Annotated in this window: 21 protein-coding genes and 1 pseudogene; 13 read left to right on the top strand and 9 right to left on the bottom strand. The window is 58.5% G+C overall.

The genetic code is table 11. The annotated features are described in order from the left end of the window. Positions 1-204 precede the first annotated feature (204 nt). Positions 205-849, top strand: coding sequence for an HAD-IB family hydrolase (locus ACQY47_RS21465; RefSeq protein WP_099550488.1), 645 nt, complete (start codon positions 205-207; stop codon positions 847-849). A 126-nt stretch (positions 850-975) separates the two neighbouring features. On the opposite strand, the gene vapC is transcribed toward ACQY47_RS21465, so the two are convergent. The 3 genes from vapC to ACQY47_RS21450 all read right to left on the bottom strand — a co-directional run bounded on the left by vapC (position 976) and on the right by ACQY47_RS21450 (position 2,849). Further along, the gene (vapC, locus tag ACQY47_RS21460) at positions 976-1,374 is read right to left on the bottom strand and encodes a type II toxin-antitoxin system tRNA(fMet)-specific endonuclease VapC (protein ID WP_428551657.1); all 399 of its coding nucleotides are present in this window, start codon (positions 1,372-1,374) and stop codon (positions 976-978) included. Next, positions 1,374-1,604 (bottom strand): type II toxin-antitoxin system VapB family antitoxin, encoded by a 231-nt coding sequence (gene vapB, locus ACQY47_RS21455; RefSeq protein ID WP_428551654.1) that lies wholly within the window; start codon positions 1,602-1,604, stop codon positions 1,374-1,376. The genes vapC and vapB overlap by 1 nt, the downstream gene beginning before the upstream one ends. A gap of 285 nt (positions 1,605-1,889) precedes the next feature. Beyond that, entirely contained in the window at positions 1,890-2,849 is a 960-nt protein-coding gene (locus ACQY47_RS21450; RefSeq protein ID WP_428551651.1) for a LysR family transcriptional regulator, read from the bottom strand. Between the two features lie 193 nt (positions 2,850-3,042). Between ACQY47_RS21450 and argH the strand changes: the two genes are divergently transcribed. The 6 genes from argH (at position 3,043) to ACQY47_RS21420 (ending at position 9,510) form a co-directional block, all read left to right on the top strand. After that, positions 3,043-4,470: an argininosuccinate lyase gene (gene argH / locus ACQY47_RS21445; protein ID WP_428551648.1), complete on the top strand. Its 1,428-nt coding sequence runs from the start codon at positions 3,043-3,045 to the stop codon at positions 4,468-4,470. A gap of 98 nt (positions 4,471-4,568) precedes the next feature. Next, positions 4,569-5,447 (top strand): amino acid ABC transporter permease, encoded by an 879-nt coding sequence (locus tag ACQY47_RS21440; protein ID WP_105695533.1) that lies wholly within the window; start codon positions 4,569-4,571, stop codon positions 5,445-5,447. Between the two features lie 24 nt (positions 5,448-5,471). After that, a complete protein-coding gene (locus ACQY47_RS21435; RefSeq protein WP_017134648.1) occupies positions 5,472-6,236 on the top strand; it encodes an amino acid ABC transporter ATP-binding protein in 765 nt (254 codons plus the stop codon). Positions 6,237-6,261: 25 nt separating this feature from the next. Further along, positions 6,262-7,083: an ABC transporter substrate-binding protein gene (locus tag ACQY47_RS21430; RefSeq protein ID WP_395600680.1), complete on the top strand. Its 822-nt coding sequence runs from the start codon at positions 6,262-6,264 to the stop codon at positions 7,081-7,083. A gap of 203 nt (positions 7,084-7,286) precedes the next feature. Beyond that, entirely contained in the window at positions 7,287-8,462 is a 1,176-nt protein-coding gene (locus ACQY47_RS21425) for an MFS transporter (RefSeq protein WP_058422241.1), read from the top strand. 94 nt (positions 8,463-8,556) lie between these two features. Then, positions 8,557-9,510 (top strand): hypothetical protein, encoded by a 954-nt coding sequence (locus tag ACQY47_RS21420; RefSeq protein ID WP_428551641.1) that lies wholly within the window; start codon positions 8,557-8,559, stop codon positions 9,508-9,510. On the opposite strand, the gene ACQY47_RS21415 is transcribed toward ACQY47_RS21420, so the two are convergent. After that, the gene (locus ACQY47_RS21415) at positions 9,507-10,172 is read right to left on the bottom strand and encodes a DUF6933 domain-containing protein (protein ID WP_099550482.1); all 666 of its coding nucleotides are present in this window, start codon (positions 10,170-10,172) and stop codon (positions 9,507-9,509) included. The two genes, ACQY47_RS21420 and ACQY47_RS21415, sit on opposite strands and share 4 nt — an antisense overlap. A gap of 43 nt (positions 10,173-10,215) precedes the next feature. Next, on the bottom strand, positions 10,216-10,578 hold the full coding sequence (locus ACQY47_RS21410; RefSeq protein WP_017137865.1) for a hypothetical protein: 363 nt from the start codon (positions 10,576-10,578) through the stop codon (positions 10,216-10,218). 189 nt (positions 10,579-10,767) lie between these two features. Between ACQY47_RS21410 and ACQY47_RS21405 the strand changes: the two genes are divergently transcribed. Next, positions 10,768-11,148: an XRE family transcriptional regulator gene (locus tag ACQY47_RS21405; RefSeq protein ID WP_428551637.1), complete on the top strand. Its 381-nt coding sequence runs from the start codon at positions 10,768-10,770 to the stop codon at positions 11,146-11,148. Here the strand turns inward: ACQY47_RS21405 and ACQY47_RS21400 are convergent. The 4 genes from ACQY47_RS21400 to ACQY47_RS21385 all read right to left on the bottom strand — a co-directional run bounded on the left by ACQY47_RS21400 (position 11,078) and on the right by ACQY47_RS21385 (position 15,240). Beyond that, the gene (locus ACQY47_RS21400) at positions 11,078-11,635 is read right to left on the bottom strand and encodes an AAA family ATPase (protein ID WP_428551634.1); all 558 of its coding nucleotides are present in this window, start codon (positions 11,633-11,635) and stop codon (positions 11,078-11,080) included. The two genes, ACQY47_RS21405 and ACQY47_RS21400, sit on opposite strands and share 71 nt — an antisense overlap. Before the next feature lie 58 nt (positions 11,636-11,693). Beyond that, entirely contained in the window at positions 11,694-13,208 is a 1,515-nt protein-coding gene (locus ACQY47_RS21395) for an amidase family protein (RefSeq protein ID WP_428551631.1), read from the bottom strand. Between the two features lie 125 nt (positions 13,209-13,333). Next, complete coding sequence (locus ACQY47_RS21390) at positions 13,334-13,792, bottom strand: hypothetical protein (RefSeq protein ID WP_017137869.1); 459 nt, start codon at positions 13,790-13,792, stop codon at positions 13,334-13,336. Positions 13,793-14,181: 389 nt separating this feature from the next. Further along, complete coding sequence (locus ACQY47_RS21385) at positions 14,182-15,240, bottom strand: MBL fold metallo-hydrolase (protein WP_428551628.1); 1,059 nt, start codon at positions 15,238-15,240, stop codon at positions 14,182-14,184. Between the two features lie 140 nt (positions 15,241-15,380). On the opposite strand from ACQY47_RS21385, the gene ACQY47_RS21380 reads away from it, so the two are divergent. From ACQY47_RS21380 to ACQY47_RS21360, 5 genes and pseudogenes are all read left to right on the top strand, one after another. Then, entirely contained in the window at positions 15,381-16,007 is a 627-nt protein-coding gene (locus tag ACQY47_RS21380) for a TetR/AcrR family transcriptional regulator (protein ID WP_017137871.1), read from the top strand. 190 nt (positions 16,008-16,197) lie between these two features. Next, entirely contained in the window at positions 16,198-17,256 is a 1,059-nt protein-coding gene (locus ACQY47_RS21375) for a diguanylate cyclase (RefSeq protein ID WP_428551624.1), read from the top strand. A 224-nt stretch (positions 17,257-17,480) separates the two neighbouring features. Continuing rightward, positions 17,481-18,290 (top strand): annotated as a pseudogene (locus ACQY47_RS21370) (PAS domain-containing protein); the annotation flags it as partial. A 114-nt stretch (positions 18,291-18,404) separates the two neighbouring features. Further along, positions 18,405-18,839: a methyl-accepting chemotaxis protein gene (locus tag ACQY47_RS21365; protein ID WP_395600972.1), complete on the top strand. Its 435-nt coding sequence runs from the start codon at positions 18,405-18,407 to the stop codon at positions 18,837-18,839. Positions 18,840-18,915: 76 nt separating this feature from the next. Then, positions 18,916-19,434: a DUF1003 domain-containing protein gene (locus ACQY47_RS21360; RefSeq protein WP_099550475.1), complete on the top strand. Its 519-nt coding sequence runs from the start codon at positions 18,916-18,918 to the stop codon at positions 19,432-19,434. Positions 19,435-19,639 lie beyond the last annotated feature (205 nt).

Genomic DNA, 19,639 nt, shown 5'->3' with positions numbered 1-19,639 from the left:
TGTAACAATGCCGGATACCTCACGACGTTCATTCCTATGCCCGACCGGGTAAACTCCCTTGATCATCGCCAGTAGAAGCACAAGATCACTATCTGGCTGATCTGAACTGCATAGCCGTTATCCACCTGAACCCATGCAGTGGGCACCAGTCACACGGTTATGAGAACCGCTTCAAACGATCAAGGACCACCCGTGAACCCAGACATGCTCGAAGCCGGCCCCATCGACGCCAAAGTACTCTCCGTCTTTGACTTCGACGGCACCCTCACCCACCACGACAGTTTCGTGCCCTTCCTCAAATTCGCCTTTGGCCCCGGCGAGTTCTATGGCCGGATGGTCAAACTCGCCGTGCCGGGGCTGCGCTTTTTGCTGCAGCAGATCAGCCGGGATGAGTTGAAGGCGCAGTTGATCCGCACCTTTATGACGGGCGTGGAGAAGGCGTGGGTGCAGCAGCAGGCTGAGGCGTATTGCCAGCGTTATTGGACCAAGTTGATGCGTCCCAAGGGCTTGCAGTCGGTGGAAGATGAGGTGAAGTCCGGGGCGGTGGTGACGCTGTGTTCGGCGTCGCCGGCGTTGGTGTTGCAGCCGTTTGCGAATCGGCTGGGGATCAAATTGATTGGCACTGAGCTTGAGGTGGTCGACGGCGTGTTGACGGGCAAGCTCACGGGGAATAATTGCCGTTGTGAGAACAAGGTGCTGCGGCTTGAGGCGGTGTATGGGGATTTGGGCGAGTATCGGCTACGGGCCTGGGGCGATACGCGTGGGGATCGGGAGTTGTTGGCGGCGGCGCAGGATGCGCATTTTCGGCATTTTCATTCGAAGAAGAAGCGCGCCAAGTTGCAGCGGTGATGCGGGTGGGTGGGGTCGGCGGGTGGACCGAGGCGATCCTATCGCTGCCTCGCTGGGGCTCGAGAGCTCCCACAGGTTGATCGGCGTCAGGCTGGACGCACTTAGCATGGGTGCCAAGAGGTCAGCTCACACCCAATCTTCTACCCGCAATCCTGGCACGCGGTCGAACTCGCGTCGATTATTCGTGACCAAAATCAGACCCTGCGAACGGGCATGCCCGGCGATCATCTGGTCATAGGGACCTATCGGAGTACCCGTTCTAGCCAGCTCTGCGCGAAGCTGCCCAGTATGTATCGCGGCGTCTTGGTCGTATTTTAAAACCTCCAGGCGCGCAGCAAACCCTTCTACGTCGGCGAGGTTTCGCTCCGGGTTAGCTGATTTTTCAGCACCGTAAATCAACTCCATCAGGGTCACTGTACTAATACCCAGTTGGCCATGGTGCCTTTTGAAGGTTTCACGCACCTGTTGGGGTTTGTTTTTGATGGTGAAGATGCAAATGTTGGTATCTAGCATGAACTTGAGCATTAAAAAGATTCCCGCTCTTGTTCCGCTGGTTGCTCGCGGTCGGTCATGAAGTCAGGCGTGCCCCCCTCGCCATCAAACCAGCTGTCCCATGACTCACCGGCTGGGGTGATGATTCTGGCTCTTCCGATAGAGATAACATCTACGCGCTTTACATCGTCCGGCATGGCAGCAGCTTTTGGCAAACGTACCGCTTGGCTGCGGTTGCTTTGGAATACAGAACCTTGGTCCATGATGGCCTACCTCTAGTGATCGTTTAATATCGCAACGCTACACCACAGCCTGGATATGTCAACGGGATATACATTTCGTTACGGGTCGAACCGCTGGTCATACCCTGCATTCACGAAAACACCAAAGAGCATTTGAATTTTATAAAAAATTCACTCTTCGCGCCAAAAACGTTAATGGCTTACTGAGAGGTGACGCAGGTAAATGGGTTTGGCAGGTTGACCGAGTCGATCCGTTCGCAGCCTCGCTGGGGCTCGAGAGCTCCCACATTTGAACATTGTTGAGGCTTAGGCCGGCGTCTTCAGGTCCACGCCCAGCGCTGTTGCAAAGGCTTTCACCATCGGGCTTCTCGGCGCGTTGTGGCGCAGGATCAGGTTGAAGGCGGTGCTCAGGTGGACGTGTTCCGGGCACAGCACGCGCAGGCGCCCTTCCCTGACCAATGGCGCGGCGTAGTGTTCCGGCAAAAACCCTAAGAAGCGGCCGGTGAGGATCAGGATGGCGACGGCTTCCACCTGTGAGGCCGAGGCAGACTGGCTGTCGTAGGTGACGAAGTTGACTTTGTCGCGGTGGATCGCGTACCGGTGGTTGACCACTTCGTATTGGCGCAGCACGTCTGGGGTGATGTCGCTCGCGTGGAACAGCGGGTGTCCTACGGCGCAGTAGGCGTGGGCTTTTTCTTCGTAGAGGGGGAAGTAGTCGAATTCTTCGCGGCGCTGGTACACCGGCACGATGCCGACGATCAGCCGCCCTTCCACCACGCCGCGTTCAACTTCGTCGAGTTGCGAGGCATGTAGGCGCAATCTAATTTTTGGCGATTCGCTGTGTAGTTTCCCTAACGCGGTAATTAGCGGCGAATTAACGTCGGAGACGGTGTTATCAATTACGCCGACACTAAGGTCACCAATAAGCTCGTTTTGCGCCGAACTAAGCTTGTCGCGAAAACTGTCTACCGAGGTAAATAACTCGATGGACGCTTGATACACCAACTTGCCTTCTTCGGTCAGGCCGAACCCTTCGCGGCCCCGCGTACACAGGCGCATGCCAATGCGAATTTCAAGGTCGGAGATCTGTTTGCTGATGGCCGCCAGGCCCACGTTCAGCTCGTTTTGCGCGGCGCTGAAGCCGCCGGCTTCGACCACGGCCATGAACACGCGCAGCAGTTTGAAGTCCAGCCCGCTCAGTTGCAGCGGCGGTCGTGTGCCGGGTTTTGGCGGCATGTTTCCAGAAGTGGAAAGTGGGGTTTCCATAATACGCGTTGACCTCAAGTGCCATATTCAACAGGCTGCAACCCAATCCTTGAACATAGCCAGGCGGCGATAATGAACATAAACATCCGCCCTTGGCAACCTTGAATACGGCGCGTCAGACGCTGGTTCAGTCTAGTTGAAATCTTATTTTTACTGCCTCCGACTCTTCTAAAAACAAGCGTGAGGAATACCGATGTCCCAGCCCACCGATCGCCTTTGGGGCGCGCGTTTCAAGACCGGTCCGTCTGCTGCCTTGGCGGCGTTGTCCCGCTGCCCCGAGCGCTATTTCCGCCTGACGCCCTACGACCTGGCCGGCTCCCGTGCCCATGCCCGTGAGTTGCAGCGCGCCGGTTTGCTGGATGAGTCGGAGACCTTGCGTACCCTTGAGGCCCTGGACCGTATCGGTGAGGATTTCGCCGCCGGGCGCCTGCATCCAACCCTGGATGACGAGGACGTGCACACCTTTATCGAACGCGTATTGACCGAGCGCCTGGGCGCCTTGGGCGGCAAGTTGCGCGCCGGGCGTTCGCGTAACGATCAGACCGCCAATGACCTGCGCCTTTTCCTGCGCGACCATGCGCGCACCATCACCACCGAGGTGTTGAGTTTGCAGCAGGCGTTGGTGGAGCAGGCTGAGCAACACATCGAAAGCATTTGCCCGGGCTTTACCCATTTGCAGCAGGCGCAACCGATTGTGTTTGCCCATCACTTGTTGGCCCACGCCCAGTCGATGTTGCGTGATGTGCAGCGCCTGGTGGATTGGGATGCGCGCACGGCGTTGTCGCCGTTGGGTGCGGCGGCCATGGCCGGTTCCGCAATTGCACGCCAGCCTGAGCATTCGGCCAAGGAGATGGGCTACACCGGGCCGTGCGAAAACTCCATTGATGCCGTGGCCAGCCGTGACCATGTGGCGGAGTTTCTGTTTGTGGCGGGCATGCTCGGGGTGAATATTTCGCGGCTGTCGGAGGAGTTTTGCCTGTGGTCTTCGCGGCAATTTCGCTGGGTGGTATTGGACGATGCCTACGCCACCGGCAGCTCGATCATGCCGCAGAAAAAGAACCCGGACATTGCCGAACTGGCGCGGGGCAAGGCTGGGCGTTTGATTGGCAACTTGACCGGGTTGATGTCGACGCTCAAGTCGTTGCCGCTCTCGTACAACCGCGATTTGAGTGAAGACAAACACAGCGTGTTGGACAGCGTCGACACCTTGCTGCTGGTGCTGCCGGCGATGGCCGGGATGGTGGCGACCATGCAGGTGCAGGTCGAAGAACTGCGACGCCAGGCGCCGATGGGCTTCACCTTGGCGACCGAGGTGGCGGATTGGTTGGCCACTCGTGGTGTGCCGTTTAAAGAGGCGCATGAGATTACCGGCGCGTTGGTGCAGACCTGTGAGAAGCATGAGATTGAGTTGTGGGAAGCCTCGCCGGCGATGTTGGCAGAGGTGGATGCTCGGTTGCTGCCTGAGGTGCGTGAGTGCCTAACCCTGGAGGCCGCGATTGCGGCGCGCAGTGGCTGGGGTGGCACGGCGCCGGAGCGGGTTAGGGAGCAGATTGGGCGGTTGAAGCTGGCGTTGGCGGCTCAGCAACAATGGGCTGAGCGTTATCAGGGGTTCAGAATTTAGGATTTGTGGTGTGAGGGTTGGCGCCATCGCAGGCAAGCCAGCTCCCACATTAGACCGAGTACATCCGCAGTAGCGTTATCAGTTTTTGGAGAGTCAGCATGAACCAAACCCCGGCGGAGCGCTTGGAAGCCGAGCGCAAGTTGTCCGAGAACCAGTTCGATATCACGCAGTACGAGCATGTGCCGCGGCGGTATTACGGGCGGATGTTTTTTGCCACGTTGATCGTGATCGCCCTGGCCGCATTGTTGCGCGCATTTGCCAATGGCCAGATCGAGTGGTCCTACATCGGCCAGTTCCTCACGTCTGAGGCCATCCTCTGGGGGTTGGTGAACACCATCGTCATGTCGATCCTGGCAATGGCGCTGGGTGTGGTGATCGGGGTGATCACAGCGATCATGCGCATGTCGGCCAACCCGATCCTGCGTTATGTGGCCATCACTTACACCTGGCTGTTCCGCGGTACGCCGCTGATTTTGCAGTTGCTGCTGTGGTTCAACCTGGCGCTGATTTTCCCGGTGATCGCGATTCCCGGCGTGTTCAGCATCGACACCGTCGACCTGATGACGCCGTTCGTGGCCGCCCTGCTTGGCCTGAGCATCAACCAGGGCGCGTACACCGCCGAAGTGGTGCGCGCCGGTTTGCTCTCGGTCGACACGGGCCAGTATGAGGCCGCCAAGTCCATCGGCATGCCGAGCCTGCAAGCACTGCGTAGGGTAATTCTGCCGCAGGCCATGCGGGTGATCATTCCGCCGGTAGGCAACGAGTTCATCAGCATGGTGAAAATGACCAGCCTGGCGAGTGTGATCCAGTACTCGGAGCTGCTGCACAACGCGCAAAACATCTACTACGCCAACGCGCGGGTCATGGAGCTGCTGATTGTGGCCGGCATCTGGTACCTGGCGGTGGTGACTGTTCTTTCATTTGGTCAGAGCCGCCTCGAGCGTCGTTTTGCCCGCGGCGCCGGCAAGCGTTCGTAAGTTTGGGTTGAGGAGATTTGCCCCATGAGAAGCATCGTCAAGGCCGTCAACCTGAACAAGTATTACGACCAGTATCACGCGCTGCGCGACATCAATATCGAGGTCGAGCAAGGCGAAGTGATGTGCATCATCGGCCCGTCCGGCTCGGGTAAAAGCACCCTGCTGCGTTGCGTCAACCAGCTGGAAAAAATCGACAAGGGCGGCCTGTGGGTCGACGGCGAGCTGGTCGGCTACCGGGTGGTGGGCAACAAGCTGCATGAGATGAATGAATCGCAGATTGCCCGCCAGCGCCTGGCCACCGGCATGGTGTTCCAGCGTTTCAATTTGTTCCCGCATATGACCGTGTTGCAGAACATCATCGAAGGCCCGGTGCAGGTGCTCAAGCGCTCGCCCAAGGAAGCCATCGAAGATGCGCTGGAGTTGCTGGCCCGCGTGGGTCTGGCGGACAAGCGCAATGCATACCCGGTGGAATTGTCCGGCGGTCAGCAACAACGTGTGGCTATTGCTCGCGCCTTGGCGATGCGCCCCAAGTTGATGTTATTCGACGAACCCACATCAGCCCTCGACCCGGAGCTTGTGGGAGAAGTGCTGTCGGTGATGCGTGATTTGGCTACCACCGGCATGACCATGATCGTGGTCACCCATGAGTTGGGCTTCGCCCGCGAAGTCTCCAACCGCATGGTGTTTATGGACGCTGGCCAGATTGTGGAAGCCGGCAGCCCCGAAGAAATTCTAATAAGCCCACAAAACCCGCGTACCCAAAGCTTTATTTCTGCCGTTCGCACTTAACTAAAAAACTAACGAGAACGCCCCCATGAAAAAATTGTTTATCCCCACGTTGCTCGCAGGCCTGATGGCCTCCACCTGTGTATTGGCGGCATTGCCGGCAGCAATCAAGGAAAAAGGCGAGATCAGCGCGGCCATCGTGCCGAACTACCCGCCGATGGATTTCAAGGACACCGCCACCAATAAACTCACCGGCCTGGACTTTGACCTGGGCAATGCCCTGGCTGAGCGCCTGGGTGTGAAGATCAAATGGCAGGAAACCGGCTTCGAGCAGATGCTCAGCGGCCTGACCACCAAGCGCGTCGACATTGTGCTGTCGGGCATGAGCGACACCGCCGAACGCCAGAAGGCCGTGACCTTCATCGACTACTTCACCAGTGGCCCGCAGCTGTACACCCTGGCCAAGCGTGAAGACCTTCAGGCATTGACTGACCTGTGCGGTAAAAAAGTCGGCACCAGCCGCCGTACCACCTGGCCGTCGGAGATTGCCGCATGGAGCAAGGAAAACTGCGAAGCGGCCGGTAAGCCAGCCATTGTGGTGATCGGCACCGAAGGCTCGGCAGATGCGCGCGCGCAGTTGCAGCAGAACCGTCTGGATGCGGCGATGCAGGGCAGCGAGACCATTCCTTATCTGATGGCGCTGGACAAGGGTAAGTACAAGCCGGTGGGCCTGGCGATTTCCAAGCAGTTCACGGGGCTGGGGATTGAGAAGAGCAACACTGAGCTGGTGACGGCGATCAGTGAAGCGCTGCAGGGCATGGTGGATGATGGCACCTACGGCAAGATCCTCAAGAAGTGGGATCTGGAGCAGGGTGCGGTGGAAAAAATCTCCATCAATGCGGGCCAGTAAATACACGATCTAGAATGTGGGAGCTGGCTTGCCTGCGATAGCGGTGGGCCAGTGAGAAATACTCAAGCTGACCCACCGCTATCGCAGGCAAGCCAGCTCCCACATTAGCTCTGTGTTCACATTGGTTCTGTGTTCACAGTTGAGCTGTTTTCACAGTTGATCTGTGTTGTCTTGAAGCAATAACAAGGACGCTCGCCCCCACCGTGGCCACCTATTCCCTGGTAATTCGCCGCCTGATGATCTGCTCGGTGACCATCGTGGTCAGCCGCGCGATGACCAGCCCCTTGCTGGCCTTGCTCTTGAGTACCCGACTGGGCCTCAACCAGCAGGACATCGGCCTGTTGATGGGCATTGCCGTGTTTATCGCCACGTTGCTGGGCCTGTATGGCGGCTACATCATCGACCGCCTGGAAAAGCGCAAGCTGCTGATCCTGGCCATGCTCTCCAGCTCCATCGGTTTTCTGTTGCTGACGTTCGCCAGCAACCTCTATCTCACCACCCTGACCCTGGTCATTACCGAAGCCGCCTCGGCGCTGTTCCTGATTGGCTCCAAAGCCATCATCAGCGAGAACCTGCCCGTGGGTGATCGCGCCAAGGTGTTTTCCCTGCGTTACACCCTGACCAACGTTGGCTACGCCACTGGGCCGATGATCGGTGTAGTGATTGCCGGGCATATGCAACTGGCGCCGTTCTTGATCGCCAGCGCCATTGCGTTTGGCAGCCTGTTCCTGATGATCGGCATCCCACCGACCCAACGCGATGACAGCCACAAACCCTTGAGCTTCCTTAGCACGCTGCGCACGTTGCGCAGCGACCGCACGCTGATCCTGTTCACCAGTGGCAGCCTGTTGAGCACCATCGTCCACGGGCGCTACACCCTGTATCTGTCGCAGTTTCTGCTGGTGGCCTACAAACCCGCCGAGGCGCTGAAGATTCTGTCGGCTGTGCTGGCCTGCAACGCCATTACGGTGATTGTGATGCAGTACCAGATTGGCCGGTTTCTCAAGCGCGAACAGTTGCGTTACTGGATCGTGCTGGGCACGTTGCTGTTCATTGCCGGGCTGGTCGGTTTCAGCCAGGCTCACAGTCTGCTCACGTGGTGCCTGGCAATGTTCGTGTTTACCTTGGGCGAGATGATCATTTACCCGTCGGAATTCCTGTTTATCGACACCATCGCCCCAGACGCATTGCGCGGCAGTTATTACGGCGCACAAAACCTGGCGGCGTTTGGCGGAGCGATGAGCCCGGTTATTTGCGGCTATTTGCTGATCAACGCTGCGCCGACCAGCATGTTCTATGCGTTGGGTGCACTGACTGCGATGGGCGGCACTTTGTGTTTCTTGAGCGGCCGCCGTGTAGCTGGCACACCGCTTATCTAAGGTGGGAGCTGGCAAGCCAGCTCCCACATTTTGCTCTCCGTAATCTCTGGTATTTGCGTAGTATCCAGCCATTCATCTCACGGACCCGAGCCCCATGAAATTCGACACGGCCTACAGCCTGAGTCTCGACGACAAGCTGTCGATCTACGACGTTCGAGACCTGAATTTCGACGAAACCGCCGACTTCGACTCCGATAAGGACAGCTTCCTGTGCCCCAACGATGAATGCCGCGCAGCATTCGAAACGGGCAATACGCTGAGCACGTTCAACGCTAAAAACGTCAATTATCAGCGCACGCCGCATTTCAAGAACAAGACCAGCACCCGGCATATCGACGGCTGCCGCTATGCCAGCACGCACAAGTCTGCAACGGGTGAAAGCGACGACGAGCGCGAGGACAACTTCCCATCCGAATTTGTACTGACGCGGCGTCAGTACGAGCGCAACACTGCGCTTGTCGGCAGCGAGGGAAGAGCCCCACAAGATTCGGCGAAGGCGCCTTCGACAAGTACCCGTTCATCCCACATCAGCGGCGACACAACCCCGGACAAAACCAGCGTCTTCGCACACCCGGTCGAGTGCTATGTGTCGAATATCGACGACAAGGACAAGCTCAAGTCCATGCCGCTGAAGGTGGGTGAGCACACCGCGACCTACTGGACGTTTTTCAAGAAAATCGAATACCTGCAGGACAACAAAGGCCTGATCTACTGGGGCAAGATCAAAGCGATCAAGGATTACACCAGCAGCTTTCGCATCGACTTCGAAAAAAAGGTGTGGCTCGACAAAAAACCCTACTCGGTGAACGTCTACCTGAGCAAAAAACTCATCGAGAACTACCGCAAGCGCACGGCGTTCCTGGAGCAGATCAAGGCGGCCGCCAGTAGCGAACGGGCCTTGTATTGCTTCTTTTACGGCGTGACGCCGGCGCTCAAACAGGTGCCGAGCAAGAAGAACCCCGAGCAGACATTCGGGGTGTTCAGCGCCAATATCGAGAACCTGGACCACTTGATCATTCGTGAGGCACCGGGAATGCAGGAGCATTAGGCAAGGGCGCGTGATCGCTGAGCTTGCCGGTATTGTTCGCGTGCAGCTCGGGCGGTGGCCGCGTCTATCCCGCCAAATGCTGTCAGCCAGTGAATCAGCATTTCTTCCTCTGGCCAACCATAGCCCTTTATCCCGGGAATGGTTCTGGGTGTACGATTGATGGCTTCGTCATAGCGTCTCGCACTCCACGGCTGCTTCACAAAGTCGAAACCTTCAGCGTCCCATTTAAACACGCGCAGGATTTCATTGATTTGGCCCTGGCTGCTGCGGTCGCTGCGCTGGTACAAGCAATAAGTGCTCCCCAAGCCGCTCAGCAGCGGATCACAAACGGACGGCGAGAGTATGTCCAGCACGCCACACTTCAGCGCTACATTCATCACGCCATCGATCCAGCGATGGGCAAATGTCTTCACAAAACCCGCGTCATCGGCCTTTTTCATATCGAAGAACAGCATGCTATAGCGCGTCTTCAAATGCGTCGCCACCAGCACATGCTTACGCTTAACTATTGCCGCATGGACCAGCCACTGGTTAGGGTCTGTGTGCAGCGCAAGACCCTCGGCGCTCGGTATCGGTGGTTTTTCAACTGGGGTAATTTTCTTACCCTTGTGAATACGGCTGAAAAAGTCGCTGCCAGCTTGTGAGCAATTAAATGTCAGCACACTGTGTTCCTGCGCAAAGTGATCAACGCCAAGTGTGCCCTATTTACTCGCCGGGCAATTGCTCCTCAACCCACTCAAGTTCATAAGGCTGCCTGACGGCATAGCTGATGGCATCAAGCGTTTCTTCGCTGAGTATTGCCAACTCGGCGTCGGTCAACAGGTCATGGTGCACCATCAATGCCAAGCACGGATAGGTTGATGAGCGACTGTAATAGTCGAACATATCGGCCATATCCTTGTTGCGGGCATGAATCACGCCATACAGCATTCCGTACCGGGCGTGAGCGGACAAGGCACCGTGCTCACTGATAGTCCTGGCATCCGCCAGGACACCGAGGCAAAACCGATCAAGGGCCAATGCCCTCAAGCCTTTGAATTTCTTCCAATCACTTTCGGAAATAGACATAGCGTCGTTCTCTCGTCAGCTCAATCGGTCCGCAGATCTTGCTATCGGCGTGCGAGCTTTGCAACGTCCACTGTCCTTCTGGATAGGGCAAGTGAACCCCCGATAAAAAATCCAGTTGATGAACGGCGCAAACAACTGTACAAAAACACAGTATAGTTTGCCTTCCCCCGTCGAACCTGGAGAAACCCCATGTCCTCTCTGGCAATGAGCTCTTTCGTAGAACAGCAGATCGTCCTGCACCAATTCACCGCCAAACACAGCGCACAGGCCCGTGTGATGCTGGGCTGGAGCCGTGAAGACCTGGCCCGCCAGGCCGGGCTGGCGGTGGAGGTGGTTCAGCGTTTTGAAAGCCTGGGTGAGGTGGAGGATCAAGCTCGGTTAGCCCTCGCGTTCCGGCTGGAGGCTGAAGGCCTGGTGTTTTTTCCAGGGTTTGCCCCGGGCTGGGGGATGAGCGCACGCAAGTTTGCAGCCGCCCCTGCCGAGCTCGCGACACCTGGCCTCATCTCGCGGTTGATGGGCTCAGCAGCGGCATCAAATGACTCACCAACGCCTCAGCCGAATGGTGCGTAGAGTCCAACCGAAGCACCGGGCAGGTCAGCGGTTTCAACCAGCTTTCATGCCGACGCAGGCTGCGTAGGCTGTGGTTGCCGCCGTCGTAACGGGCGGCCCAGGCCAGGAATGCGATGCTGTTGGCGTGGCGGCTGCCGCCCTCCAGGATCTGTTCGCCGTAGCGTTGCACTTCGCGCAGTTGCAAGCGGTGCAGGCGCACATGTGGGTCCAACCGCAGGAAGACTACGTGGGTGAACTGCGCGATCATCGCATCGCCCCAGCCGCACAGTGAACCGGACAGCACCCAACCTTCAAGACCGGCACTCTGTTCCTGCAACAGGCGGATGCGTTCATCCTTGGGCCGGGCGACCGTGAAAGGTTCTGACGTTTGTTGCCAGTAGAAATAGTCAGAGTCGAAATAGGCGACGCCCAGGCGTTTGGCCAGAGCCTGGCCCAAGGTCGAGGTACCGGCCCCCGCAGCGCCGAGAATGTGTATTTTGTAGGCCATGCTTGCTCTCCATGGCTTTGAGTGTAATACGCGAGGTTTGCAGCACGCAGCGCGTCATTTAAAGCTCGGGTTTTACACCGGCTTGGGCCGCCTGCTCGTACCCATAAGCCACTGCCAGCAAGGTGGGTTCCGACCAGCGAGTACCGAAGAAGTAGGCACTGGTAGGCAGGCCGTCCTCACTCGTCCCAGAAGGTACGGTGACCCCTGGGTAACCTGCTGCGGCAACCCCGAAGTAACTGTTGGTATCGTAGTCCGACACTATGGCATGCAGGTTTTTCTCCTTGATCGGGTCATCCACGCTGCTGCGAAAATCCTGGATAAGCGCATCCCACAGCGTTTTGCGTTGCTGCGGCGTAAGGGCGGCAGCGTTGACCTTCTTGAGTACAGATTGGTGATCCGTCTCAGTACCATCACGGGTTTCATTGAATGTTATCAGCTCGGCCAATGATGTGACCGGCAGGCCCGGACGCTTGGCCAAGTAGGCATTCAGTTCTTCCCTTACATCCGAGAGCAACAGTTCGTCGTAGCGTGAAGCATCTGCCAGCCGCAGGTTGATCGGTAACAACGTAGCGCCTTGCTCACGAAGTACTTGCAGTGTCTTGCTAAATTGCGGGCTGTTGTCCACCGGCAAACTTTCACCGTTGAACGTAAAGGTCGCGGGATAACCGATACGTTTGCCCTTCAACGCGCCTGGCACCAGCAGTTTGGTGTAGTCGATGCCTTGAGGGGCGCCCAGGCTTTCGGGATCGCCAGGGTCACTGCCGGACATGGCATTGAGCATCAACGCAACGTCATACACCGAGCGAGCCATGGGGCCGGGTGTGTCTTGTCGGCGGCTGGCGGGAATAATCCCGTTGCGATCCAACAAGCCAACGCTGGGTTTGAGCCCCACCACACCATTGAGCGCCGCCGGTACGATGATCGAACCATTGGTTTCTGCACCGACCGCCAGGGGTGCCAGCCCGGCCGCTATCGCTGCAGCAGACCCCGAACTGGAGCCACCGACGTCGGCATCCGCACGGTGAGGGTTAAGGGTTTGCCCTCCCCGGCTACTCCAGCCATCGGGGCCACCGCGAAAGCCGGCCAGTTCGCTCATGTTGGTTTTACCCAGGATCACCACCCCTTGCTTGATGAGGTAATCGACAAGAGCAGCATTCTTGCCGGCAGCCGCCCCCACAAGACCAAACGCACCTGCACTGGTTTGCATGCCAGTCGTTTCGATGGTGTCCTTGAGCAAAATGGGTACGCCATGCAACGGGCCGCGCACCTTGCCACTGGCGCGTTCACGGTCCAGTTCGCGCGCGACCTCGAGTGCCTCAGGGTTGAGTTCGATGACGGAGCACAGTTGAGGGTCCAGCGTGCGGATACGCTCTTGCAGGAAGTTCACCAGATCAACCGACGTAAGCCCGTGCGGCCGAGCCATTTGTTCGCCCAGTTCGCGAACGCTTGCGTATGCAGTCTCTGGCGCCACGTGCTTTGCAGCCATTGGCGTTTCTACTACAGGCGAGGTCTGCGCCGGCAAGGTTTGCGCAGCCTGGCGAATCATCGAATAGATGCTGTAAGCAACCGTCATAAAGGTCTCTCCTGAGTTCAGAATTCATGCGGGATCAAGTCCGCCATTCTAAAAACCCCAGGGGTTCAAGACCCTCAGGCAGTCTCTGCTCACATCGTAGGAGGGTTCAGCACTTCCTGTAGTTGTTACGAGTTCTTTGACGCGCAGGCGCTGACCTGGCGATAGGCATGCAACAACAGCGGCAATGCATCACGCGACCATTGTGCGCCGTAAAACCACAGTTTCGCCCCATCTCCCAACGGTTCGCAAAGCGACGGATAGCCGCTGATGCAGGCACGATGAAACGCGACGCTCTCGCTGCCAGAAACCAGCGCATCCAGGCGATGCGCGGTCATGAGGTCGTCGATTTCATTGCTTTGCAGGGAAAATTGCAGGCTGCTGTCTTCACGACGCGCGTCCACTGGCACCAAGTGCGCACCGGCCTGGCGCAGAAGGTCGAAGGCTGCACACAAGGCTTCGCTGTGTTCGACGGCCTCGCGATGACCGCCTTGCACATAGCGGTCAGCGAACCCGATACGCCAACCCGATAGCATCTGTGAAGCGGTGAAGCTGGTGTTGTTCAGTACCAGGGGGACTTCCACCATGACCGGCCCAGTAGGGTCGATACCGCTTAAAGCTGCGAGTGATAACGCGGGATCCCGCGCAGATCTTGCCGGTAGGGCCGGCGCGTTGTAGCCAGGAATGGGCGCCGCGCCAACCACTTGCGCCGCGCCGAAGACGATACCTGCGCGGCTCAGATTCTCGGGTTTAGCATAAACGGACTCGGCCGCGGGCTCCACGCTGCCCGCCTCCTCCGTCACAGGCAAGGAAAGCCCTGGGCGACACGGCATCCCTGATCGCCAATGCTCCCTACAGTTTTTTTCCATCAAAACCCGACCTCCGACAATTGATTGCGCGGGATCATCGCACTCTCATCTGGCGTTTGTCGCAGTCCTGAAACACCCTGAAAATCCTTTTTCCAGGCGGCAACGTTTCAACCCGCTGCGTGTTCTTTTACACCTTGAGTTTCCACCTCCAGCCACCACGCATGCCCGCGCTCCGGCTGGTTCAGGCTGAACGCCTGCCCCATCGCCGGCGTGGTAATCGCCACGTTGCGCTCCCAGGCCAGGGCCATGATGCGGTCGAACGGTTCGTGCCAGGCGTGGAAGGCCAGGTCGAAAGTGCCGTTGTGGATCGGTAGCAGCCAACGGCCTTTGAGGTCGATGTGTGCTTGCAGGGTTTGCTCAGGCTGCATATGCACATGGGGCCAGTCGACGTTGTAAGCACCTGTTTCCATCAGCGTCAGATCAAACGGGCCGTATTGTTCACCGATGCGTGTGAAGCCGTCGAAATAACCGGTGTCGCCGCTGAAAAAGATCCGCCGCGCGCCGTCGATCATCACCCAGGAACACCACAAGGTCTGGTTGCCATCAAACAGGCCACGCCCGGAAAAATGCTGGGCCGGTGTGGCGATAAACCGGATGCCCTCGACTTCGGTGCCTGCCCACCAATCCAGTTGCCGGACTTTGCTGGCATCCACACCCCACTTGACCAGCGTGTCGCCCACGCCCAGCGGCGCAAGAAAATAGCGGGTCTTGTCGGCCAGTTGGATCACCGCATTGCGGTCAAGATGGTCGTAGTGATTGTGGGAAAGAATCACCGCTTCCAGAGGCGGTAACTCTTCAAGGCTGATCGGCGGCTGATGAAAGCGCTTTGGCCCAGCCCAACTGAAAGGCGAGGCACGTTCGGCAAATACCGGGTCAGTGACCCAGAACTTGCCGCGCATTTTCAGCAGCACAGTGGAATGCCCCAAGCGAAACACACTGTGATCGGGTGCTGCCAACAACTGCTCACGCGTCAGCGGTTGCACCGGGATCTTGCCTACCGGGCGTGTGCTGCGTGGTTTGTTGAACAGCATGTTCCAGAAAATGCGCAAGGTTTTGCCAAAACCACCGTGCTGCACTGGAGCATCGTTGCTGAATTGCCCTGGCGCTTGCTCGGCGGTCTTTGGCGCAGCCGGCGCGGGGTCGAGACGGGTTGAAATCGTGGCCATTGCAGAGTGACTCCGGGGTCGGCTCATAAAAGACACTGCGAAGACTAACTACACTGCACAGTGTAGTTTCTAGATTGCAACAAAACCCTGAGCAAGTAAACTACCGAGTGTAATTTCCTTTTAGAGCCTTAGAGCCGACCATGACTGCACCTCTGCGCCTCACCGATCGTAAACGCGAAGCCATTGTGGCAGCCGCTATTACCGAGTTCCGCGCGAATGGGTTCGAGGTCACCAGCATGGACAAAATCGCCGCCACCGCCGGCGTTTCCAAGCGCACGGTGTACAACCACTTCCCCAGCAAGGAAGAGTTGTTTGCCGAAATCCTCCACCAGTTGTGGGCCAGCAGCGTTGCCCAACTGGACGTGAGCTACGCCAGCGACCGCCCGCTGCGCGAACAATTGCGCGGGCTACTGGAGGCCAAGATGCTGATGATGTCGGACGCCAACTTCCTCGACCTGGCCCGTGTCGCGATTGCCGCCACCATCCATTCGCCGGAACGCGCACAAGACATGGTCAACCGCCTGAGCAAGCGCGAAGAAGGCTTCACCCAATGGGTGCGCGCCGCGCAGGAAGACGGCCGGCTGTCCTGCACTGACCCCGCCTTCGCCGCCCACCAGATACAAAGCCTGCTCAAGGCATTCGCGTTCTGGCCGCAGATCACCCTGGGCCAACCTGTGCTCGACGCCGCCTGCCAGGCCAGCGTGATCGAGTCAGCCATCGACCTGTTCCTGGCCGGTTACGAAGTGCGCACACCAAGGCCGCAGTAAACCCTGTTACAGACGCGACATTCCAGGTCGCTTTTGGCGTATTCCCACGCTGTGCTGCGCAAATGGCCTGGAAGGACACTGATTATTCCCACGCGAATAACTGACAATATTCACCGTTAATATCCGATCAACGGTTCTACCCGCTGACGCACGTTGTCGTACCCGCAAAACAGAGCTGACCCGGAACATTATGGAAAACAGACGAGGCAAAGGGCTTTCATTTGCCAGACGTATCTACAAGCCAAGGATCATCGGCCTGGGTATCGGTTGTATCAGTGTGGCCGGCGCCCTTTATCCCCTGGCGATGCCGGGCTGGGTGTGGGCGTTCCTGCTGTTCAATGGCTATGCCTGGGCGCATGTGGCGTATCAGCTCTCGACCCGTTCGCAGTTTCCCTATCAGGCTGAACAGCGCAACCTGCTCTATGACTCGTTGTTCGGTGGTTTCTGGGCCGCCGCCACCCAGTTCACGCCCCTGACGGCCGTGACCGTGCTGTCGATGATGACCATGAACAATGTCGCGGCCGGCGGTAAACGCCTGTTTCTGCGCGGGCTGCTGGCGCAAGCGGCTGGTATCGCGGTGGCGTGGGGTTTGTTCGGGGTCAAGTTCAACCCCAATGTCAGCCTAAGCCAGGTCTACACCTGCCTGCCGATGCTGACGCTCTACCCGATGGCCATCGGTATGGTCTGCTACCAACTGGCGATCAAGCTCTCGGAACACAAACGCGCCCTCAGCGCCCTGAGCCGTATCGACAGCCTCACCGGCCTGCTCAACCATGGCTCGTGGAAAGACCTGTTGAACCTCAAGTTCCATAAGTGCCAGCAGCAAAGCAGCCACGCCACTATCGCGCTGATCGACATCGACCACTTCAAGCAGATCAATGACACCTACGGCCATATCGTCGGTGATGCGGTGTTGCGCCAACTCAGCCAGGAGTTGCGCCTGCACCTGCGGGAAAACGACTTGGCCGGCCGCTATGGCGGCGATGAGTTCTGTGTGATTTTGCCGCAAATGCCGCTGGAAGAAGCCGCAAAAGTCATGGAACGCATGCGCGAAACATTCGGCAACTATCGTAATGCCCAGATCCCGGAGTTGCGCGTGAGCCTGAGCATTGGCCTGGCCGACTTCCAGCCACTGTTCAGCGATGCCGCGATGTGGCTCAACGCGGCGGACCGTGCACTGTACACAGCCAAGGAAACCGGGCGTAACCGGGTGAATGTCAGCGATTACGTGGTCGCCCATTCCGCTTGAGTTGTCCGATAACACCTCGTCTGAATCTTCCGCCCGCGCCTCGCAGCGATAGCATAATGCCGCCACTGGTCGCCTGCCCAAAAATGGTCCTGCCCTAACGGCGAACTTCTTGGCAGGCTGATCACTCTGAACCCCTTGTTCCGCCCCCTCTGTCAGCACCAGGAAGCTGACAATGAGCAAGTCAACCGTAAGGCCCAGGGCCATACGGGGTCAGGCGCCTATTCATGGATACCTCTGACGCGTGCTTCCCCGAGCCCTCGAACATGCTATTTAACGCCCATAAAAAAACCATCAGTACCCTGCAACACACCAATGCCCAGCAGGCCAGCCTTCTCGACGCGATTGAGCGCTCCATGGCCGTTATCGAGTTTGACCTGCAAGGCAGCGTGCTGCGTGCCAATGACAACTTCCTCAAGACCATGGGCTACCGCGCCGAGCAGATCCTGGGCCAGTCACACCGGATGTTCTGCACACCCGCGTTCGCCCGCAGCGCCGAGTACAACCAGTTGTGGACGAACTTGCGCAATGGCCACTTCCAGTCCGGCACCTTTGAGCGGCTGGCCGGCAATGGCCAGTCAGTATGGTTGGAAGCGAGCTATAACCCGGTGCGCGATGACACGGGCCAAGTGATCAAAGTGGTGAAGTACGCCATGGATGTCACCCCGCGCCTGCAGGCCGAAAGCGAAGCCAACGCCAAGCTGGGCGCCATCGACCGTGCCATGGCAGTGATCGAATTCAACCTCGACGGCACCATCATCACCGCCAATGACAATTTTCTGCAGCGCATGGGCTACAGCCTGGCGCAGATCCAGGGCAAACATCACCGCATGTTCTGCACACCGGAGCTGGCCAACAGCGCGGCGTACACCGAGTTCTGGAAACGCTTGAACCAGGGCGAACTGTTCAACGGCCAGTTCGAGCGCGTTGATAAACACGGCCAGACCCTGTGGCTCGAAGCCAACTACAACCCGGTGTACGACGCCAGCGGGCGCCTGTGCAAAGTGGTCAAGTTCGCCTCTGACGTCACCGCCAGGGTGCAACAGCACGCAGCCGACGCCGCCAGCGCGGCCCAGGCTTACCATATTTCCCTGAATACCCGGGATGTGGCCGAAAAAGGCGCCGACGTGATTCAGCAAACCGCCAGTGGCATGCGCGAAATCGCCGCCGACATCGACACCTCCTCGCAACTGATCGCCAAGCTGGGTGAGCGTTCGCAGCAGATCACCGCCATCGTCAACACCATTCGCGGGATCGCCGACCAGACCAACCTGCTGGCCCTCAACGCCGCCATCGAGGCGGCACGCGCGGGTGAGCAAGGCCGTGGTTTTGCCGTGGTGGCTGACGAAGTGCGGCAACTGGCAGCCCGCACCAGCGGCTCGACGGCGGAAATCTCCAGCATGATCGCGATGATCCAGGACGAGACCCGCCAAGCCATCGAGAGCATGGACAGCACCCGCGACCGCGCGGCGCTGGGGGTCGACCTGGCCAACCGTGCGGGCACGGTGATCCTGCAGATTCGCGAAGGCACCACCGAGGCGGTGCAAGCGGTGAGCGCGTTCGCCAACGAGCGCGGCAACACCTGACCGGTTCTTCATGTGTGTGTCGGGGGGCGCGGTCTATAGTGCTAGCTTGTCTTAACGCTTAGGATTCGAGCCCGCCATGACCCCCGACAAGCCAGACGCCGTACCTGTCGATCACCTGCGCTTCCACCGCGGCCACGCCCATCTGGCGCCGACCTTTGGCAACGACACCTTTGCCCTCAAGGCCGAAGCCTTCGCACGCTTCTTTGGCACGCCGACCTTTCTCGGCGCGCAAACCGCGATCGTGGTGGTGTGGGTGGTGCTGAACATCACCGGCGTCACGCATTTTGACGTGTACCCGTTCATCCTGCTCAACCTGGCGTTCAGCCTGCAGTCGGCTTACGCCGCGCCGCTGATCCTGCTGGCCCAGACACGCCAGGCCGCCCGCGACAAAGCCCAGTCCGACGCCGATGCGCAACACCGCGAAGCCCTGGCCATTGCCAATACCGAACGCCAGGCCCAGGCCGCGCAAACCACCAAACAGTTACTGGAGTTGCTGGAGCAGAACACCCGGCTGACGGAAATGACCAAGCAACTGACCGAGCGTATCGAGACGTTGACGTGCGAAATGCATGAGCAGTTTGTGCGAAAACCCTGAGACGTTTACCCAGAGGAACTCTCCTGGGGCTGGCAAGCGGGCTTGTTGTGGCGAGCGGGCTTGCCCCGCGTTGGGCTGCGCAGCAGCCCCAGTAAAGTCGATGCGGTACTTAAAGCAAAAACCGCGGCGTCTGGTTTTGGGGCCGCTGCGCGCCCCAACGCGGGGCAAGCCCGCTCGCCACAACAAGCTCCCTCGCCACAGTTAC

It is taken from the genome of Pseudomonas edaphica, from assembly GCF_965277385.1.
GTDB classification, from domain to species: Bacteria; Pseudomonadota; Gammaproteobacteria; order Pseudomonadales; family Pseudomonadaceae; genus Aquipseudomonas; species Aquipseudomonas edaphica.
The sequence above is the reverse complement of the archived record's forward strand: the minus strand, read 5'-3'. Positions and strand labels throughout refer to the sequence as shown.